General features: G+C 37.6%; 17 protein-coding genes. All 17 read left to right on the top strand.

Features of this window, described 5'->3' with window-relative positions:
- Positions 1-179 precede the first annotated feature (179 nt).
- Entirely contained in the window at positions 180-545 is a 366-nt protein-coding gene (locus tag MCY_RS01600; protein WP_007346622.1) for an NADH-quinone oxidoreductase subunit A, read from the top strand.
- A complete protein-coding gene (locus MCY_RS01605; RefSeq protein ID WP_007346623.1) occupies positions 536-1,117 on the top strand; it encodes a NuoB/complex I 20 kDa subunit family protein in 582 nt (193 codons plus the stop codon). The genes MCY_RS01600 and MCY_RS01605 overlap by 10 nt, the downstream gene beginning before the upstream one ends.
- A 14-nt stretch (positions 1,118-1,131) precedes the next feature.
- Complete coding sequence (locus tag MCY_RS01610) at positions 1,132-1,743, top strand: NADH-quinone oxidoreductase subunit C (protein ID WP_007346624.1); 612 nt, start codon at positions 1,132-1,134, stop codon at positions 1,741-1,743.
- 117 nt (positions 1,744-1,860) lie between these two features.
- The gene (locus tag MCY_RS01615; RefSeq protein ID WP_007346625.1) at positions 1,861-3,051 is read left to right on the top strand and encodes an NADH-quinone oxidoreductase subunit D; all 1,191 of its coding nucleotides are present in this window, start codon (positions 1,861-1,863) and stop codon (positions 3,049-3,051) included.
- Complete coding sequence (nuoE, locus tag MCY_RS01620; RefSeq protein ID WP_007346626.1) at positions 3,051-3,722, top strand: NADH-quinone oxidoreductase subunit NuoE; 672 nt, start codon at positions 3,051-3,053, stop codon at positions 3,720-3,722. Before MCY_RS01615 ends, nuoE begins: the two co-directional genes overlap by 1 nt.
- Positions 3,723-3,869: 147 nt before the next feature.
- A complete protein-coding gene (nuoF, locus tag MCY_RS01625) occupies positions 3,870-5,177 on the top strand; it encodes an NADH-quinone oxidoreductase subunit NuoF (RefSeq protein ID WP_007346627.1) in 1,308 nt (435 codons plus the stop codon).
- 63 nt (positions 5,178-5,240) lie between these two features.
- Positions 5,241-7,310 carry an NADH-quinone oxidoreductase subunit NuoG gene (gene nuoG, locus MCY_RS01630; protein ID WP_007346628.1) on the top strand — a complete coding sequence of 690 codons (2,070 nt, stop codon included), beginning with the start codon at positions 5,241-5,243 and terminating at the stop codon, positions 7,308-7,310.
- 22 nt (positions 7,311-7,332) lie between these two features.
- Entirely contained in the window at positions 7,333-8,379 is a 1,047-nt protein-coding gene (gene nuoH / locus MCY_RS01635; RefSeq protein WP_007346629.1) for an NADH-quinone oxidoreductase subunit NuoH, read from the top strand.
- Between the two features lie 14 nt (positions 8,380-8,393).
- Entirely contained in the window at positions 8,394-8,885 is a 492-nt protein-coding gene (gene nuoI, locus MCY_RS01640; protein WP_007346630.1) for an NADH-quinone oxidoreductase subunit NuoI, read from the top strand.
- A gap of 94 nt (positions 8,886-8,979) precedes the next feature.
- Complete coding sequence (locus tag MCY_RS01645; protein ID WP_007346631.1) at positions 8,980-9,600, top strand: NADH-quinone oxidoreductase subunit J; 621 nt, start codon at positions 8,980-8,982, stop codon at positions 9,598-9,600.
- A 14-nt stretch (positions 9,601-9,614) separates the two neighbouring features.
- Positions 9,615-9,923, top strand: coding sequence for an NADH-quinone oxidoreductase subunit NuoK (gene nuoK / locus MCY_RS01650; protein WP_007346632.1), 309 nt, complete (start codon positions 9,615-9,617; stop codon positions 9,921-9,923).
- 6 nt (positions 9,924-9,929) lie between these two features.
- A complete protein-coding gene (nuoL, locus tag MCY_RS01655; RefSeq protein ID WP_007346633.1) occupies positions 9,930-11,897 on the top strand; it encodes an NADH-quinone oxidoreductase subunit L in 1,968 nt (655 codons plus the stop codon).
- On the top strand, positions 11,894-13,363 hold the full coding sequence (locus MCY_RS01660; protein ID WP_026088015.1) for an NADH-quinone oxidoreductase subunit M: 1,470 nt from the start codon (positions 11,894-11,896) through the stop codon (positions 13,361-13,363). The genes nuoL and MCY_RS01660 overlap by 4 nt, the downstream gene beginning before the upstream one ends.
- A gap of 17 nt (positions 13,364-13,380) precedes the next feature.
- Entirely contained in the window at positions 13,381-14,835 is a 1,455-nt protein-coding gene (gene nuoN / locus MCY_RS01665; protein ID WP_007346635.1) for an NADH-quinone oxidoreductase subunit NuoN, read from the top strand.
- A gap of 4 nt (positions 14,836-14,839) precedes the next feature.
- Positions 14,840-15,643, top strand: coding sequence for a biotin--[acetyl-CoA-carboxylase] ligase (locus MCY_RS01670; RefSeq protein ID WP_007346636.1), 804 nt, complete (start codon positions 14,840-14,842; stop codon positions 15,641-15,643).
- A 46-nt stretch (positions 15,644-15,689) separates the two neighbouring features.
- Complete coding sequence (locus MCY_RS01675; RefSeq protein ID WP_007346637.1) at positions 15,690-17,366, top strand: ribonuclease J; 1,677 nt, start codon at positions 15,690-15,692, stop codon at positions 17,364-17,366.
- A 203-nt stretch (positions 17,367-17,569) separates the two neighbouring features.
- Positions 17,570-18,895: a proline--tRNA ligase gene (proS, locus tag MCY_RS01680; RefSeq protein ID WP_007346638.1), complete on the top strand. Its 1,326-nt coding sequence runs from the start codon at positions 17,570-17,572 to the stop codon at positions 18,893-18,895.
- Position 18,896: the final 1 nt, after the last annotated feature.

Genomic DNA, 18,896 nt, shown 5'->3' on the forward strand with positions numbered 1-18,896 from the left:
AGGCTTGCGTCTTTCTTTGCTCTGCATTACCTAAACCAGTAAGAGGAATATCGCTCTATATATGCCTTTGAAGCAGTATGGGCAGGATTAATAGAGCGATTATTAAATTTTTCTGTTTGATTTCGCAATATCGAGTAATTGTGTTAAACTCAGGCATTTTTTTACGAGGGAAGAGGGTTATGGCTTATTTATTGAGCTCTTATTTACCAGTTTTGATTTTTATTATTGTTTCAGCAATTATTGCTGGAGTTTTATTGATTATACCTTACATTGTAGCATATCGCTCTCCTGACCCTGAAAAGTTATCCGCTTATGAATGTGGGTTTAATTCATTTAGTGATGCGCGTATGAAGTTTGATATTCGTTTCTATTTGGTATCAATTTTATTTATTATTTTTGATATTGAAGTTGCTTTTCTTTTCCCTTGGGCTGTTTCATTCGAATCGATAGGTATGTTTGGCTTTTGGTCGATGATTATTTTTTTAGCGATTTTGACTATTGGGTTCATATATGAATGGAAAAAAGGAGCTCTTGAATGGAATTAAGATCTAATAATTCAACGATTATAGCTCCAAAACCAAAAGGAGTCATCGATCCCAATACTGGTAAGTTGATAGGATCTGATGATGAGTTTTTTCGTGATATTAATGCTGAATTATCAGATAAGGGTTTTTTAATTACTTCGGCAGATGCGTTAATTACTTGGGCACGTACCGGTTCTTTAATGTGGATGAGTTTTGGTTTGGCTTGTTGTGCTATCGAAATGATGCAATGTTCAATGCCTCATTATGATAATGAGCGTTTTGGATATGCACCACGAGCTTCACCCCGTCAGTCAGATGTGATGGTGGTGGCAGGTACTCTAACAAATAAGATGGCGCCTGCTTTAAGAAAAGTATACGATCAGATGCCAGAGCCTCGTTATGTGATTTCTATGGGATCGTGTGCAAATGGTGGAGGGTATTATCATTATTCTTATTCAGTGGTACGTGGGTGTGATCGTATTGTGCCTGTCGATATTTATGTTCCAGGATGCCCCCCTACAGCTGAGGCATTATTATACGGCATATTATTGTTACAGAAGAAAATCCGTCGTACCGGATCCATAGAACGATAGAGAGTGTTCTTGTCATGATGGATGAATCATTAGTTGAGCTTGCTGCTTATTTGGAAAATAAGTTAGGAAATAAACTTGAAGAGACTGTTCTGGCTTTTGGTGAATTGACCATTGTGGCACGTCTTGATGCAATTACCGATGTCTTAATGTTTGTTCGTGATGATTCTCGTTGTCAATTTATTAGTCTTACAGACATTAGCGGTGTAGATTATCCTTCTCGCGATAAGCGTTTTGATGTTTCTTACCAGTTGTTATCTCCTCGCGAAAATCTACGTTTACGTGTTAAAGTTCGTACTGACGAAAATACTCCTGTTGCTTCAGCTTGTGCGGTTTATCCTGGAGCAGAGTGGTATGAACGCGAAACGTATGATATGTATGGGATTTTGTTTTCAAATCATCCGGATTTGAGACGGATTCTAACAGATTATGGATTTGAAGGATATCCTTTGCGCAAAGATTTTCCTGTAACAGGATTTGTTGAATGCCGTTATGATAATGAAGCAAAGAGGGTGATTTATGAACCTGTAGTTTTGCGGCAAGAGATGCGTAATTTTGATTTTCTTTCTCCTTGGGAAGGTGGGCAATATATTTTACCAGGTGATGGAAAAACAGATGAGAAAAAATAATATTGGTTTTGATAAGGTATTATATTAGAATAGTGTACTTCTTAATAATTAAATATTTTGAATATGATAAAGATTTTTTATATTTGATATAAAGTTTTTTTAAGCAAGGGGTTGAGTGTGGCTGAGGTCAATGTTCGAAACTTTAATATCAATTTTGGTCCGCAGCATCCTGCAGCGCATGGAGTTTTGCGCATGGTTCTGGAGTTGGACGGTGAAGTTGTTGAACGTGTAGATCCACATATTGGGTTATTGCACCGAGGCACAGAAAAATTAATGGAAACAAAAACCTATCTTCAAGCGGGTCCTTATCTAGATCGTTTAGATTATGTTGCTCCTATGAATCAAGAACATGCTTTTGTTCTTGCAATTGAAAAGTTATTGGATATTGAAGTTCCTAAAAAAGGGCAATTAATACGTGTTTTGTTTTCTGAAATTGGGCGTATTCTTAATCATTTGCTGAATGTAACGACACAGGCAATGGATGTTGGTGCTTTGACGCCTCCGCTTTGGGGATTTGAACAACGTGAGAAATTGATGATTTTTTATGAGCGCGCTTGTGGTGCTCGTCTTCATGCAAATTATTTTCGTCCTGGTGGTGTACACCAAGACTTACCAGAATCTTTAGTTGAGGACATTGGTGATTTTATTGATCCATTTCTTGTTTCTCTTGGTAAGCTTGATGCGCTTGTGACACCAAATCGGATTTTTAAGCAGCGTAATGTAGATATTGGTGTTGTAAGTATTGATGAGGCTTGGGCCCGTGGTTTTTCTGGCGTTATGATCCGTGGAGCTGGTGTGTCATGGGATTTACGTAAAAGTCAGCCTTATGAATGTTACGATGAAATGGAATTTGATATTCCTATAGGTAAAAATAGTGATTGTTATGATCGCTATCTTATTCGTATGGAAGAAATGCGTCAATCGGCGAAAATTATGCGTCAATGCGTAGAACGATTACTTGGTGTTGAAAAGAATGGACCCGTTTCAAGTTTGGATCGTAAAATTGTACCACCGAAGCGGAGCGAAATGAAAAGCTCAATGGAAGCGTTGATTCATCACTTTAAACTCTATACGGAGGGTTTTCATACCCCTCCTGGAGAAGTGTATGTTGCTGTGGAAGCTCCAAAGGGTGAGTTTGGTGTTTATCTTGTTTCTGATGGAACCAATAAGCCTTATCGTATCAAGTTGCGTGCTCCTGGGTTTGCTCATCTGCAAGCTATGGATTTTTTAACCCGAGGCCATATGTTGGCGGATGCTACAGCTATTTTGGGTTCGATTGATATTGTTTTTGGGGAGGTTGATCGCTAATGTCCGTACGCCGTCTTGCAGATGATGTTTATCAGCCCGCAGAGTTTTCTTTTACAAAAGAAAATCAGATATGGGTAAAAAATACTATAGAAAAATATCCTGTAGGACGTGAGCAATCGGCTGTTATTCCGTTATTAATGCGTGCGCAAGAGCAAGATGGTTGGGTGACGCGTGCTGCAATTGAACATATCGCTCAAATTCTTTCTATGGCGTATATTCGTGTTTTAGAAGTTGCTACTTTTTATACTCAGTTTCAACTTAAGCCGGTTGGAACAAAAGCGCATATTCAAGTTTGTGGTACAACACCTTGTATGTTACGTGGTTCTGATGAATTGATTAAAGTTTGTCAGAAAAAAATTCATCATGAACCTTTTGCAACCAATCAGGCTGGAACATTGTCATGGGAAGAGGTAGAGTGCCTTGGGGCCTGTGTTAATGCTCCCATGGTTATGATTTTTAAAGATACTTATGAAGATCTCACAGCAGAACGTCTTGAAGAAATTATTGATGCATTTGAAGCGGGAAAAGGTTCTGAGATAGCTGTTGGTCCGCAAAATAGTCGTAAATCGTCAGAGCCAATTAGTGGTTTAACATCTCTTATTGATGATGAAGAAAAAAGGACATCTCTCAGGTCTTTAAAAAAAAATAATAATAAGGAAATGGAATCTTAGTTAAGTTTTTTTTTGAAAAGATATTTAATAATTTCAGTCATATTATAACAACATTTAATTAAAAATAGAAAGTTTTAAGAAATTTTTTAAAGACTGCATTTGAGGAAAAGCTAAAAATGCTACAGGCAATAGAAAAAAAGGTAGGGTATGCTAGCTGATAAAGATCGTATCTTCACCAATATTTATGGTTTGAAAGACAAATCATTAAAGGCTGCAATGTTGCGTGGGCATTGGAGTGGTCTGAAAGAGATTATTGATAAAGGTCGTGATTGGATCATTGATGAGGTGAAGGCTTCAGGTTTACGCGGTCGTGGTGGTGCTGGTTTTCCTACCGGAATGAAATGGTCTTTTATGCCAAAGCAAAATGATGGTCGGCCTCATTATCTGGTTGTCAATGCTGATGAATCAGAGCCTGGGACATGTAAAGATCGCGATATTTTACGGCATGATCCCCATACTTTGATTGAAGGATGTGCGCTTGCTACTTTTGCAATGGGAGCGAATGTCGCTTTTATTTATATTCGTGGTGAATATATTCGTGAGCGTGAAGCGCTTCAAACTGCTGTGGATGAATGCTATGAAGCGGGTTTGCTTGGCAAAAAAACGAAATATGGTCATGCTTGCGATATTATTATTCATCATGGAGCTGGTGCTTATATTTGTGGGGAAGAAACAGCTCTTCTCGAAAGTCTTGAAGGGAAAAAAGGGCAACCTCGTCTCAAACCTCCATTTCCTGCAAATATGGGGGTTTATGGGTGTCCAACAACAGTAAACAATGTAGAATCTATAGCGGTTGTTCCAACGATTTTACGTCGAGGTGCTTCGTGGTTTTCATCAATTGGGCGGACAAATAATGTTGGAACGAAATTGTTTATGGTTTCTGGTCATGTTAATGCTCCTTGTACCTTTGAAGAAGCTCTTGGTATTTCTTTCCGTGAATTAATTGAAAAACATACAGGGGGTATTCGTGGTGGATGGAATAATCTTTTAGCTGTTATTCCAGGTGGCGCTTCTTGTCCAGTTGTTCGTGGAGAGGATATGGTTGATGCAGTTATGGACTTTGATGGAATGCGAGATGTTGGATCTTCTTTTGGTACAGGTGGTGTGATTGTTATGGATAAATCAACGGATATTATAAAGGCAATTTGGCGTATAGCTGCTTTCTTTAAACATGAAAGTTGTGGTCAATGTACACCGTGTCGTGAAGGTACGGGGTGGATGATGCGCCTTTTAGGACGTATGGTTGAGGGAAGAGCGCAAAGGCGTGAGATTGATCTTTTATTTGAGGTTTCCAAACAGGTTGAAGGGCATACTATCTGCGCTCTTGGGGATGCTGCAGCGTGGCCTGTGCAAGGGTTAATACGTAATTTTCGTCCAGAAATCGAGCGTAGAATTGATGAATATACGCGAAATGTCGTGCAGAGAAAAAATATTGCTTTGGAAGTAGTGGGATAAAAGATTTTTTTAAGAGCAACCAAATGCAAATTTTAAGTGGATTGTCCGCAGGTTGGATGGCTGATGATAAATATCAAAGTTGATGGAAAAGAGATTGAGGTTCCCGATTATTATACGTTGCTTCAGGCTGCTGAGGCAGCTGGAGCAGAAATACCGCGTTTTTGTTTTCATGAATTTTTATCAATTGCTGGAAATTGTCGCATGTGTTTGGTTGAAGTTAAGGGTGGTCCTCCCAAACCTCAAGCTTCTTGTGCTATGGGAGTTCGTGATTTACGTTTAGGGCCTAACGGTGAAGCGCCTGAGATTTTTACCAATACGGAGATGGTAAAAAAAGCACGTGAAGGTGTTATGGAATTTCTTCTCATTAATCATCCTTTGGATTGTCCTGTGTGTGATCAAGGGGGAGAATGTGATCTTCAAGATCAAGCAATGCTTTATGGGCGGGATTGTTCTCGTTATACAGAAAATAAACGTGCTGTAGAAGATAAATATATTGGGCCTCTTGTTAAAACTGTTATGACACGGTGTATCCATTGTACACGATGTGTTCGTTTTACAACAGAGGTTGCAGGTATTTCTGAGCTCGGTTTAATCGGTCGTGGTGAAGATGCTGAAATTACAACATATCTTGAAAAAGCTATGACTTCTGAATTACAAGGAAATGTTATTGATCTTTGCCCAGTGGGGGCTTTAACTTCAAAACCTTATGCGTTTCATGCTCGTCCGTGGGAATTGGTAAAAACGGAATCAATTGATGTAATGGATGCGCTTGGCAGTGCTATTCGTATTGATAGCCGCGGTCGTGAAGTTATGCGAATTATGCCTCGTACCAATGAAGATGTAAATGAGGAATGGATCTCTGATAAAACGCGTTTTATTTGGGATGGATTACGTACTCAGCGGCTTGATAAACCATATGTGCGCAAAAATGGAAAGCTTCAACCTGTTAGCTGGACAGAAGCTTTTACAAAAATTAAAATGGTGATCTCTCAATTTTCGCCAGAAAAAATTGGAGCAATTGCTGGGGATCTTGCTTCTGTTGAAGAAATGTATGCCCTTAAAACATTACTGATTTCATTGGGTTCAACGCTCTTTGATTGTCGTCAAAGAGGGGTTGCTTTATCGCCTGAATTTGGACGTTCAAGTTATATTTTTAATCCTACAATTGCGGGTATTGAACAGGCTGATGCACTACTTATCGTGGGGTCTAATCCACGTTATGAAGCTGCTGTTTTAAATGCCCGTATTTTAAAGCGTCAACGGATGGGAAATTTTCCTATTGCATTAATCGGAGAGGAAGCCGATTTACGTTATCCTTATTCTTATCTTGGATCTGGTAGTGATGCATTAACTGCGCTTATTCGTGGAGAGAATGCTTTCTTAAATGTCTTAAAAGACGCAAGGAGGCCTCTTATTCTTATTGGAGAAGGGGCTATTTCAGGAAATGAAGGTTTATCTGTTTTACAAAGCCTCGCTAAATTAGCTGATAATATTGGTGCTCTTAGTGAGAATTGGAATGGATTTGGGGTTCTTCATAATGCAGCATCGGTTGTTGGAGGATTAGACATAGGCTTTATTTCTAAGTTTGGGGTTGCAAATATCATTAAAACCTGTGAAATTTTATTTTTGCTTGGTGCTGATGAAATAGAATTAGCCAATACGAAAACTTTTATAGTTTATATTGGTAGTCATGGTGATAATGGTGCACATGCTGCCGATGTTATTTTACCTGCATCTGCTTACACTGAAAAGTCAGGGCTTTATGTGAATACAGAAGGGCGTGTTCAAATGACAAATCGAGCTGGTTTTGCGCCAGGTGAAGCGAAAGAAGATTGGGCTATTTTGCGTGCTTTATCAGATATTTTAGGAAAAAGACTACCTTTTGATTCTCTTTCTCAATTAAGACAATGCTTGTTTAATGATTATCCACATCTTTGTGCTGTTGATGATATAGCGCCTTCTAATATAAATGATCTTAAGGCACTTGGTTCAAAGACAGCCTCTCTCGAGAGTCAAACATTTACGTCTATGATTAAAGACTTTTATTTGACAAATCCGATAGCACGTGCTTCTGCCGTTATGGCTGAATGTTCATCTCTTGCAAAAAACCGTGCTACACAAACTGTAAAGTAAGGGCAAAGGGAAAGGAATAATGATGGATGATTTCTTTATGACTTGGCTGTTACCATTACTTGTTATTGTCGGAAAAACACTTCTTCTTTTGGTTGGTCTTTTGATCTTGGTTGCTTATCTTCTTTACGCAGATAGGAAGATTTGGGCAGCGGTACAATTGCGGCGTGGTCCGAATGTTGTTGGTCCGTGGGGATTGTTACAGTCTTTCGCAGATTTAATTAAGTTTGTTGTTAAGGAGCCTATTATCCCTGCAGGCGCCAATAAGGGGGTTTTTCTTTTGGCTCCTTTTGTTTCTGCAACACTTGCACTATCAACTTGGGCTGTTATTCCCGTCAATGAAGGCTGGGAGATTGCGAAGATTAATGTTGGCTTGCTTTACATCTTAGCTGTTTCATCTCTTGAAGTTTATGGTGTTATTATGGGAGGATGGGCATCAAATTCAAAATATCCTTTCTTAGGAGCTTTGCGTTCAGCGGCACAGATGGTTTCTTATGAAGTTTCTATTGGTTTTGTACTTGTGACCGTCATTTTAGTAAGTGGTTCGTTAGATCTCACAACAATTGTTCTTAAACAAAGTCATGGTTTTGGTACAACCATTGGTCTTCCTTTTAACAGTTTTCTCGATTGGAATTGGCTCGTTCTTTTTCCAATGTTTATTATATTTTTTATTTCCGCTCTCGCAGAAACAAATCGTCCTCCATTTGATTTGGTGGAAGCGGAGTCTGAGCTTGTAGCTGGCCATATGGTAGAATATTCTTCAACGCCTTACATGCTTTTCTTTCTTGGTGAGTATGTTGCTATTGTTTTAATGTGTGCATTAACAACCATTCTATTTTTAGGTGGTTGGCTTCCTCCCTTGGATGTTTGGTGGCTTAATTGGATTCCTGGTATCATTTGGTTTGTTTTAAAAGTCTGCTTTGTGTTTTTTTGGTTTGCTATAGTTAAAGCATTTGTGCCACGTTATCGCTATGATCAGCTCATGCGGCTTGGTTGGAAAGTTTTTCTTCCTCTTTCATTAGCAATGGTTGTGATAACTGCGATTTTTTTAAAGTTTACGAATTTCGTTTAAGAGGAGATTTTACGATGTCAGGTTTTATGCAAGCGGCAAAATCACTCCTTCTATTGGAATTTTTGAGTGCTTTTTTCTTAGCTATGCGTCAATTTTTTTCACCAAAGCCTACAATTAATTATCCTTATGAAAAAGGAGTTGTTTCGGAGCGTTTTCGTGGTGAACATGCACTACGTCGCTATCCAAATGGTGAGGAGCGGTGTATTGCTTGTAAATTATGTGAAGCAATTTGCCCTGCGCAAGCAATTACAATTGAGGCAGGTCCGCGACGTAATGATGGTACCCGTAGAACAGTGCGGTATGATATCGATATGGTTAAGTGTATTTACTGCGGTTTTTGTCAAGAAGCTTGTCCAGTAGAAGCTATTGTTGAGGGGCCAAATTTTGAATTTGCAACAGAAACGCGTGAGGAACTCTATTATGATAAAGAAAAGCTTTTAATGAATGGAGATCGTTGGGAGCGAGAAATTGCTCGAAATATATTGATGGATGCACCTTATCGTTAAGTGTATCGTTAAATGAGGTGTCGGATAGTTTTCCGATAAATTGTAATCTGGTATTAAAGTTATACCAATTGTTCGGATGATTAAGGAGAAGCCTATGCTAACAGATCTAGCGGCGGCGTTTTTCTATTTGTTTGCTTTTATTATGCTAGCAAGCGCAGTTATTGTTATTACAGTACGCAATCCTGTGCATTCTGTCTTGTTTTTAATCCTCGCATTTTTTAACGCTGCAGCTTTATTTTTACTTGCAGGAGCAGAGTTTTTAGGTCTTATTTTGCTTGTTGTTTATGTTGGAGCTGTGGCTGTTTTATTTTTATTTGTCGTTATGATGCTTGATGTTGATTTTGCTGAATTGAAGAGTGGAACCCTTCGGTATGCTCCTATTGGAGCTCTTATTGGCGTTATTATCGCTGTAGAATTGATTGTTGTTTTTGTAGGTAGTTATTTTTCTCCAGTCTTGAGAATACATGTTACGCAACCAATGCCAGATTTAGCGCAGCGAACAAATACACAGGCGTTAGGTGATATTCTCTATACGGATTACGTTTTTTATTTTCAAATTGCTGGAATAATTTTATTAGTTGCAATGATTGGTGCTATTGTTTTAACACTTCGTCATAAATTGGGAGTAAAGCGACAATCTATTGCGGAGCAAGTTTCTAGAACAGTAGAAAGTGCCATTGAAATCAAGCAAGTTGAATCAGGTAAAGGTATTTAAGGGGGGCTATGAATATGTATATTGGTATTACGCATTATCTCACTGTTTCTGCTTTGATGTTTACAATTGGTATTGCTGGAATTTTTCTCAACAGAAAAAATGTGATTATTATCTTGATGTCCATTGAGCTTATATTACTCTCAGTTAATATTAATTTTATTGCATTTTCAGCATTTCTTCATGATCTCGTTGGTCAGATATTCGCTTTATTTATTTTAACTGTAGCAGCTGCTGAAGCTGCAATTGGTTTAGCAATTCTTGTCGTCTTTTTCCGTAATCGTGGTTCCATTGCAGTTGAAGATGTTAACGTGATGAAAGGCTAACCAGTGATGTATTATACGATTGTCTTTCTTCCGCTTTTGGGTTTTCTTATTGCTGCGCTAGGTGGAAAAACAATAGGAGATCGTGCAAGTGAATTGATAACATGTAGCTTTATGGTGATTGTTGCCATATTGTCGTGGGTAGCATTTTTCAATCTTGCACTTGGTCATACTTCAGCGATTGATATATTAATATTACATTGGCTCAATGTTGGTGATTTAAGTTTTAATTGGGCTTTACATGTTGATACATTAACAACTGTCATGCTTATTGTTGTAAATAGTGTTTCGGCATTGGTACATATTTATTCAATTGGTTATATGCACCATGACCCTTCAAGATCCCGTTTTTTTTCTTATCTCTCTTTGTTTACATTTATGATGCTTATGTTGGTGACTTCCGATAATTTAATCCAGATGTTTTTTGGATGGGAAGGTGTTGGACTTGCTTCTTATCTTTTAATTGGTTTTTGGTTTCAGCGCGATTCTGCTAATAGAGCTGCAATGAAAGCTTTTGTCGTTAATCGTGTTGGAGACTTTGGTTTTCTCCTAGGAATATTTAGTATTTTTGTTTTATTCCAATCAGTTGATTTTGCCTCTATTTTTGCAAAAGCTGCAGACAATAGCTTTATACAAAATATGACATTTTTAGGTGGGCAGTTTGATGGTCAGACGGCAATTACTGTTACATGTCTTTTGTTATTTATTGGCGCGATGGGAAAATCAGCACAGTTTCTTTTACATACTTGGCTCCCTGATGCAATGGAAGGACCTACGCCTGTATCAGCACTTATTCATGCTGCAACAATGGTAACGGCTGGTGTTTTTATGGTTGCCCGTATGTCGCCAATTTTTGAACTTTCTTCGACTGCGCTGACCGTGATTATTGTTGTTGGAGCAACAACAGCATTTTTTGCAGCAACTGTGGGATTGGTACAGAATGATATTAAACGTGTTATTGCTTATTCTACCTGTTCTCAACTTGGTTATATGTTTGTGGCATTAGGTGTTGGAGCATATGGAGCTGCTGTTTTCCATCTTTTTACGCATGCTTTTTTTAAAGCCTTATTGTTTCTTGGTGCGGGCTCTGTCATTCATGCTGTATCTGATGAACAAGATATGCGAAAAATGGGCGGATTACGCAAACATATAAAGCTCACCTATTGGATGATGATGATAGGAACTATCGCTTTGACCGGTGTTGGAATTCCAGGAACATTTTTCGGGACTGCGGGTTTTTTCTCAAAAGATGCAATTATAGAGTCTGCTTTTGCATCCCATAATATTGCTTCAGGATATGCATTTTATCTTCTTGTTTTTGCAGCTTTATTAACAAGCTTTTATTCATGGCGGCTTATCTTTATGACATTTCATGGGAAACCACGGGCAACCGTTGATGTTATGCATCATGTTCATGAATCGCCTCCAGTGATGTTGATCCCACTCTTTATTTTATCTATCGGAGCAATATTTTCTGGTGTTATTTTTCAACCTTACTTTTTTGGTGATTTATACGATACTTTTTGGAAGGGAGCATTGTTTACAAGCAGCCACAATCACATTCTGCATGATGCCCACCATGTCTTTAATTGGGTAAAATGGTCTCCCTTTATAGCAATGATTCTTGGATTTATGTTGGCCTATTTATTTTATATTTCTTTTCCATCTCTTCCCAAGAGAATGGCTCGTATTATGCCGAGAGTATATCACTTTTTTTACCAAAAATGGTATTTCGATCAACTATATAACTTTCTATTTGTTCGTCCTACCTTTAGAATTGGTTATTTTCTTTGGAAAATAGGAGACGGTAAAATTATTGATGGTCTAGGTCCGAATGGTATTGCAGCACGTGTTGTTGATATTACAAATAGAGTTGTTCGAATACAGACAGGCTATCTTTATCATTATGCATTTGCGATGCTTATAGGCGTTGCATTGCTCATCACATGGATGATGATCGGGGGCGTAAACCAATGATCGATTGGCCTATTCTTTCTACGGTTACATTTTTGCCGCTTGTTGGTGTGCTTCTAATTTTATTTATCAAAGATGATAGTGAAGTTGCGCGTCATAATATACGTAATGTCGCATTTTTTACAACGATATTTGTTTTTATTATTTCTTTAATTATTTGGATAGGATTTGATTCTACTAATCCCAATTTTCAAATGGTTGAAAAATTCAGTTGGTTAGGAAATGGTATTAGCTATCATATGGGGGTTGATGGTATTTCTATTCTTTTTGTTGTTCTCTCAGCGTTTCTTTTGCCTTTCTGTATTTTAGCAAGTTGGGAGAATGTTAAAGAAAAATTAAAAGCTTATATGATTGCTTTTCTTCTTCTTGAAGTTGCGATTATTGGTGTTTTTTGTGCTCTTGACGCAATATTATTCTATGTCTTTTTTGAAGGCAGCCTTATTCCAATGTTTATCATTATAGGAGTGTGGGGTGGAGCACGTCGTGTTTACGCAAGCATCAAGTTTTTCTTATATACTTTACTTGGTTCAGTGCTTATGTTGGTTGCTCTTATGGCTATGTATTGGGATGCAGGAACACTTGATCTACCTACTTTACTCAATCATCCGTTTCCTGTACATATGCAAATATGGTTGTGGCTTGCATTTTTTGCTTCTTTTGCTGTTAAAATGCCGATGTGGCCAGTTCATACATGGCTTCCTGATGCTCATGTAGAAGCACCGACAGCCGGCTCAGTTATTTTAGCTGGTGTCTTACTTAAATTAGGTGGGTATGGTTTTCTTCGTTTTTCTTTACCCATGTTTCCTATCGCTTCAGCAGATTTTGCCCCTTTAGTTTTTATATTATCGCTTATCGCTATTATTTATACGTCGTTGGTTGCACTTGTTCAAAATGATATAAAAAAGCTTATTGCTTATTCCTCGATAGCACATATGGGGTATGTGACAATGGGAATTTTTGCTGCGAATGAACAAGGTATTCAAGGAGCTATTTATCAGATGCTATCCCATGGAATTGTTTCAGCAGCTTTGTTTCTTTGTGTTGGAGTTATCTATGATCGTTTGCATACACGTGAAATTGCAGCATTTGGTGGTTTAGTGAATAATATGCCCAAATATGCTGTTGTTTTCTTGATCTTCACCATGGCGAATGTTGGTTTACCTGGAAGTTCAGGTTTTTTAGGTGAATTTTTAACTTTAATAGGTGTTTTTCAAGTAAATAAATTGGTTGTTATTTTGGCTACAACTGGTGTTATTTTATCAGCTGCTTATGCACTTTATCTTTATCGACGTGTGGTTTTTGGTTCTTTGGATAAAGAGAATTTAAAAGTCCTTATAGATCTCTCTTCAAGAGAAAAATTCATTCTTTATCCAATGGTTGTTCTGACAATATTTTTTGGTATCTATCCAACGCCTATTCTTAAAGTAATGGCGTTTTCTGTAGAAGCCCTCATCAATAAACTGCACTAGATAAGGGAAGAATGCACATGCAAAATGAAATAATAACGCAATTAGTCTTAATTCTTCCAGAGATTTTAATAGCATTAGGGGGAATAGTATTGCTTTTGGTTGGTGTTTATTCCAATGTATGTTCCTCTTTATCTGTAACGGGGCTAGCCATTGCTCTTTTTGTGGCAACCATTGTTATGATTATTATTTTTCCAAAGACTGGCTTATTTCAAACCAATGCACTCATTATTGATTCTTTTGGTCGTTATATGAAAATCTTAACGCTTATTGGTGCACTTTTTGCTCTTATTATGTCTGTTGGTTTTAATAGTTCTCAAAAGTCTGATATATTTGAATTTCCTGTGCTTGTTCTTTTAGCAACTCTTGGCATGATGCTGATGATTTCAGCGGGTAATATGCTGTCACTTTATATGGGGTTGGAATTACAATCTTTAGCTTTATATGTCCTTGCTGCAATTAATCGTGATAATGTAAAATCTTCTGAGGCTGGTATAAAATATTTTGTTTTAGGGGCGTTGTCTTCAGGATTATTGCTTTATGGTATTTCCTTGCTTTATGGCTTTACTGGTCAAATTGGTTTTCACGAAATTGCCATTGCTTTGAAAGGTGAAAATTTACAATTGGGGGTTATTTTTTCAATTGTTTTTATTTTAGCTGGTTTGGCTTTCAAAATTTCTGCAGTTCCATTTCATATGTGGACTCCTGATGTTTATGAAGGAGCCCCAACACCTATTACAGCATTTTTTGCTGGTGCTCCTAAAATTGCTGCGATGGCACTCATTATTCGTCTTATGGTTATGACCTTTATTCCACTCAGTAGTTTTGATGGTTCTATGCCTGCATGGCAGCAAATTTTGGTGTTTATGGCGTTGACATCAATGATACTTGGTGCATTTGCTGCAATTGGTCAGAGCAATATTAAGCGTTTGATGGCTTATTCATCAATTGGTCACATGGGATATGCGCTTGTTGGTTTAGCTGCTGGAGATATGCTTGGAATAAAAAGTGTTATTCTTTATATGACTATTTATCTTGGCATGACAATCGGTTCATTTGCTTTTATTCTTGGAATGCGGTCTAGGAGTGGTAATGTTGAAAATATTTATGACCTTTCAGGGTTAGCAAAGACAAATCCGTTTATGGCCGTTGTGATGACAATACAATTTTTCTCGCTAGCAAGCATACCACCTATGGCCGGTTTTTTTGGGAAATGGTATACATTTTCTGCTGCTGTCCATGCTGGTCTTACTCCGCTCGCTGTCATTGGGATGATAGCATCTGTTATTGGAGCTTTTTACTATTTGCGAGTCATTAAAATTATGTGGTTTGATGATGCAAAAGCGCATTTTGTCGCTTTATCAAATGAACTTCGAGTTTGTCTTGGTCTTTCTGCGTTATTTATTTTATTTTATATACTTTTGGGAGTTTGGTTCGCTGAGTTAGCAGAAAAAGCAGCAGCAGCACTGTTTTAATGATATGGTTTATATTTTATCAGATTTTGCACAAAAACAAGGATACACTGTTGAATCGCATAGAATTGTTGATTCAACCAATCTTATTGCACAACGAAAAGCACAAACTGGACATCAAGGTTACCTTTGGATTGTTGCACAAGAACAATTACAGGGAAGAGCGAGAAGAGGGAGGACTTGGTCTAGTCCAAAAGGGAATCTTTATTCTAGTCTTTTGTTAATTGATGATATTGTCCATCAAACTGCTGCCCAACTTGGTTTTGTTGCTGGCGTAAGTGTGGCAGAGGCAATAAAACAATTTATAAAAGATGAAAAGCAAGCAAATGATATTGTGAGTTTAAAATGGCCAAATGATATTTTGCTCAAAGGAATGAAAAGCTCTGGAGTTTTGCTCGAAATTTTTAAATTGTCATCACAACAATATGCGTTGGTTATTGGTATTGGAATAAATGTGAAATATAATTATGAAGAAGCACCCTATCCCACTTCAAGCTTAAAGAATATTGGTTTGCATATTGAAGCAGAACAGTTATTTACGGTTTTGACAGAGTGTTTTTCTAAAAATTACCTTCTTTGGAAACAAACAGGAGGAAGCGATGTAATTCGCGAAAAATGGCTTTTATACTCTGCTCATCTTGGGCAGAATGTCAAAATAATCAATGATGAGAAAGTTATCGAGGGTATTTTTGATGGTCTTGATAGTAATTTTAACTGCATCATAAAACAAAGAAATGGTCAGATAGCCATTATAACAGCTGGAGATGTTCATTTTGGTTCGGCTGCTTCTATTAATGCAGGCCGTTATTAAAAAATTATTTCACCATCAGATTATCTTAATGATTTGGGAGATGTTTATGGCCGTAGCCAATGAGAATGAATTTGTTTTTTTACCTCTGGGAGGCGTAGGTGAAATAGGGATGAATCTAGCTGCTTACGGATTTGGGCCACAAAATCTTCGTGAATGGCTGCTTGTTGATATGGGGGTGAGTTTTGCTGGTCCTGAATTACCAGGAGCAGATCTTGTGTTACCTGATATCCGTTTTCTGGAAGATGAAAAACATAATGTGCGCGGTCTTATTTTGACTCATGCTCATGAAGATCATTATGGGGCGGTTCTTGATTTATGGCCAAAATTACAAGTTCCAATTTACTGTACACCTTTTACGGCAGGATTATTGGAAATTAAAAAACAAGCAGATTTTGAATCTCACAAAATATCACTTACTATTTTTCAAGCTGGTGATTGTTTTCAGGTAGGTTCCTTTTCTGTAGAGGCGATAGCTGTTAACCATTCAATACCAGAATCTGTCTCTTTGGCAATTACAACGTCTTTAGGGACAGTGGTTCATACTGGCGATTGGAAAATTGATCATACCCCTTCATTCGGGGATTTAACGAATGAAAAAAGATTTCGTGCTTTAGGCAATAAGGGTGTTTTAGCCTTGCTTTGTGATTCTACAAATGCGTGTCGGGATGGTATCTCTCCATCAGAGCAGCAGGTTCAAACCAGTCTTTCAGAGATTATTTCGAAAGCTGAAGGGCGCGTTGCGGTAGCAACTTTTGCTTCTAATATTGGTCGGATACGTTCTATTGCACTTGCATCTGAAGCTTCTGGGCGTAAAGTGCTTGTCATTGGACGTTCCCTTAAGCGAAGTATTATGGTTGCACAAGAGCTTGGTTATATGCATGGTTTAGCGCCATTTGTAACGGAAGATGATTATGGTTACATCCCACGTAGAGAACTTGTTTTAATTGTCACAGGAAGCCAAGGTGAACCATGTGCTGCTTTGGCTAAACTGTCACGTGATGGAATGAAGAATATTGCACTTTCCGCTGGTGATATAGTTATTTATTCATCACGAAGTATTCCAGGAAACGAAAAGGCGATTATTGAGGTACAAAATCGTTTTATTAGTTTGGGTATTGGAATTATTACGAATGAAGATGCACTGGTTCATGTTTCAGGTCATCCCCGTCGTTCGGAACTTTTACAAATGTATGATTGGGTAAAACCACAGATCCTTGTTCCTGTTCATGGAGAAGCAATGCATCTTAAAGCTCAGGCAACTTTAGCACGTCAAGCAGGTATTAAAACTGTTATGGATATCAGAAATGGCCATATGTTACGTCTTGCACCAGAGCCTATAAAAGTTGTTGATCAAGTTCCTGTTGGGCGCATTTATAAGGATGGCTGCTTAATTGGGGATGAAGATGAATTAGGGATTCGTGAACGACGAAAACTAAGTTACGCTGGTCATGTTACTATTTCTCTTCTTATAAATAATAAGTATGAATTATTAGGGGATATAGGTCTAACAACATTTGGGTTACCTCAAAGTAATGAAGAGGGGGAAAGTTTGAAAGACATTCTTTTAGATATTGTTGAAAATACAATTTATAGTATTCCACGTATGAAACGGAAAAATAATGAACTTGTGCGGGAAGCAATACGACGTGCAGTGAGAGCAGCTATTTATGAAATTTGGCAAAAAAAACCCATCTGTACAGTTTTTTTACATCAGTCAAAATAAAAAGTTTTCATATTATGTTGTTTTAAAAGAGAAAAGAAGGTTTTTATTTTACTGCTCAATTAAGAAAATAGAGAATAGAGCACATAAATTTTTAAACAATAAGATCGTAATATTTGCAAGTATTCAGAATGCAGCTATAGATGAATAGAGGGTGTGTTAAATTGTTCCAATATGATAGATCTAATTAGGAGTTAATTATTTCAATGCGTCTTTCTCAATATTTCCTTCCACTTTTAAAAGAGAATCCTAAAGAAGCAGAAATTGTTTCTCATCGCTTTATGTTGCGTGCTGGGATGATTAAACAACAAACATCAGGGATTTATTCTTGGCTTCCTTTAGGAAAAAAAGTACTTGATAAAGTGTGTAGAATTATTCGTGAAGAGCAAGAACGTGCTGGTGCAATAGAAATATTGATGCCTATAATTCAATCCGCTGATCTTTGGCGTGAAAGTGGTCGTTATGATGATTATGGCTTGGAAATGCTTCGCATTAAAGATCGCCAAAAGCGTGATTTACTTTATGGTCCCACCAATGAAGAGATGGTAACAGATATTTTTCGCTCATATATTCGTTCTTATAAAGATCTTCCACTTAATTTGTATCATATTCAATGGAAGTTTCGTGATGAGATTCGCCCACGTTTTGGTGTGATGCGGGCAAGAGAATTTTTAATGAAAGATGCCTATTCTTTTGATCTTGATTATGAAGGCTCTAAAACATCATATAATCGTATGTTTGTTGCTTATTTACGTACTTTTTCTCGCCTTGGTTTAAAAGCAATTCCCATGCGTGCTGATACAGGTCCAATTGGGGGGGAACTTAGTCATGAGTTTATCATTTTGGCTGAAACAGGAGAGAGCACTATTTTCTGTGATAGACAATTTCTTGAACTCACCGTTCCTCATCATTCAATCGATTTTAGTGATAAAGCTATTTTAGATGATACTGTCAAACAGTGGACATCTTTTTATGCAGCGACAGAAGAAATGCATAATGAAAAAGAATGGGTTAAAATTTCTGAGAAAAATCGTCTTTCAGCGCGTGGTATTGAAGTTGGACATATTTTCCACTTTGGCACTAAATATTCTGCTCCCATGGGAGCAAAAGTTATGGGGCAAGATGGAAAAGAACATGTGGTTTCTATGGGATCTTATGGTATTGGACCTTCACGTCTTGTTGCAGCAGCTATTGAGGCTTCTCATGATGAAAATGGTATTATTTGGCCAAAATCGATGGCACCGTTCGATTTCGGGATTATCAATATGAAACCCAATGATGAAAAATGTACACATACATGTGAATTTCTTTATCAGGGATTAAAGGATGCAGGTTTTGATCCATTATTAGATGATAGAAATGAACGTCCTGGAGCAAAATTTGCAACAATGGATTTGATTGGCTTACCAACGCAAATCATTGTTGGTCCTCACAGTATTGCACAAAATGAAGTTGAAATTAAAGATCGAAAAACAGGTGTAAAAAAAATTTTAAAGGTTGAAGATATCCCCAGCCAGCTTTCTATAATTTAAT

The organism is Bartonella rattimassiliensis 15908 (genome assembly GCF_000278215.1).
In the GTDB taxonomy this organism is placed as follows: domain Bacteria; phylum Pseudomonadota; class Alphaproteobacteria; order Rhizobiales; family Rhizobiaceae; genus Bartonella; species Bartonella rattimassiliensis.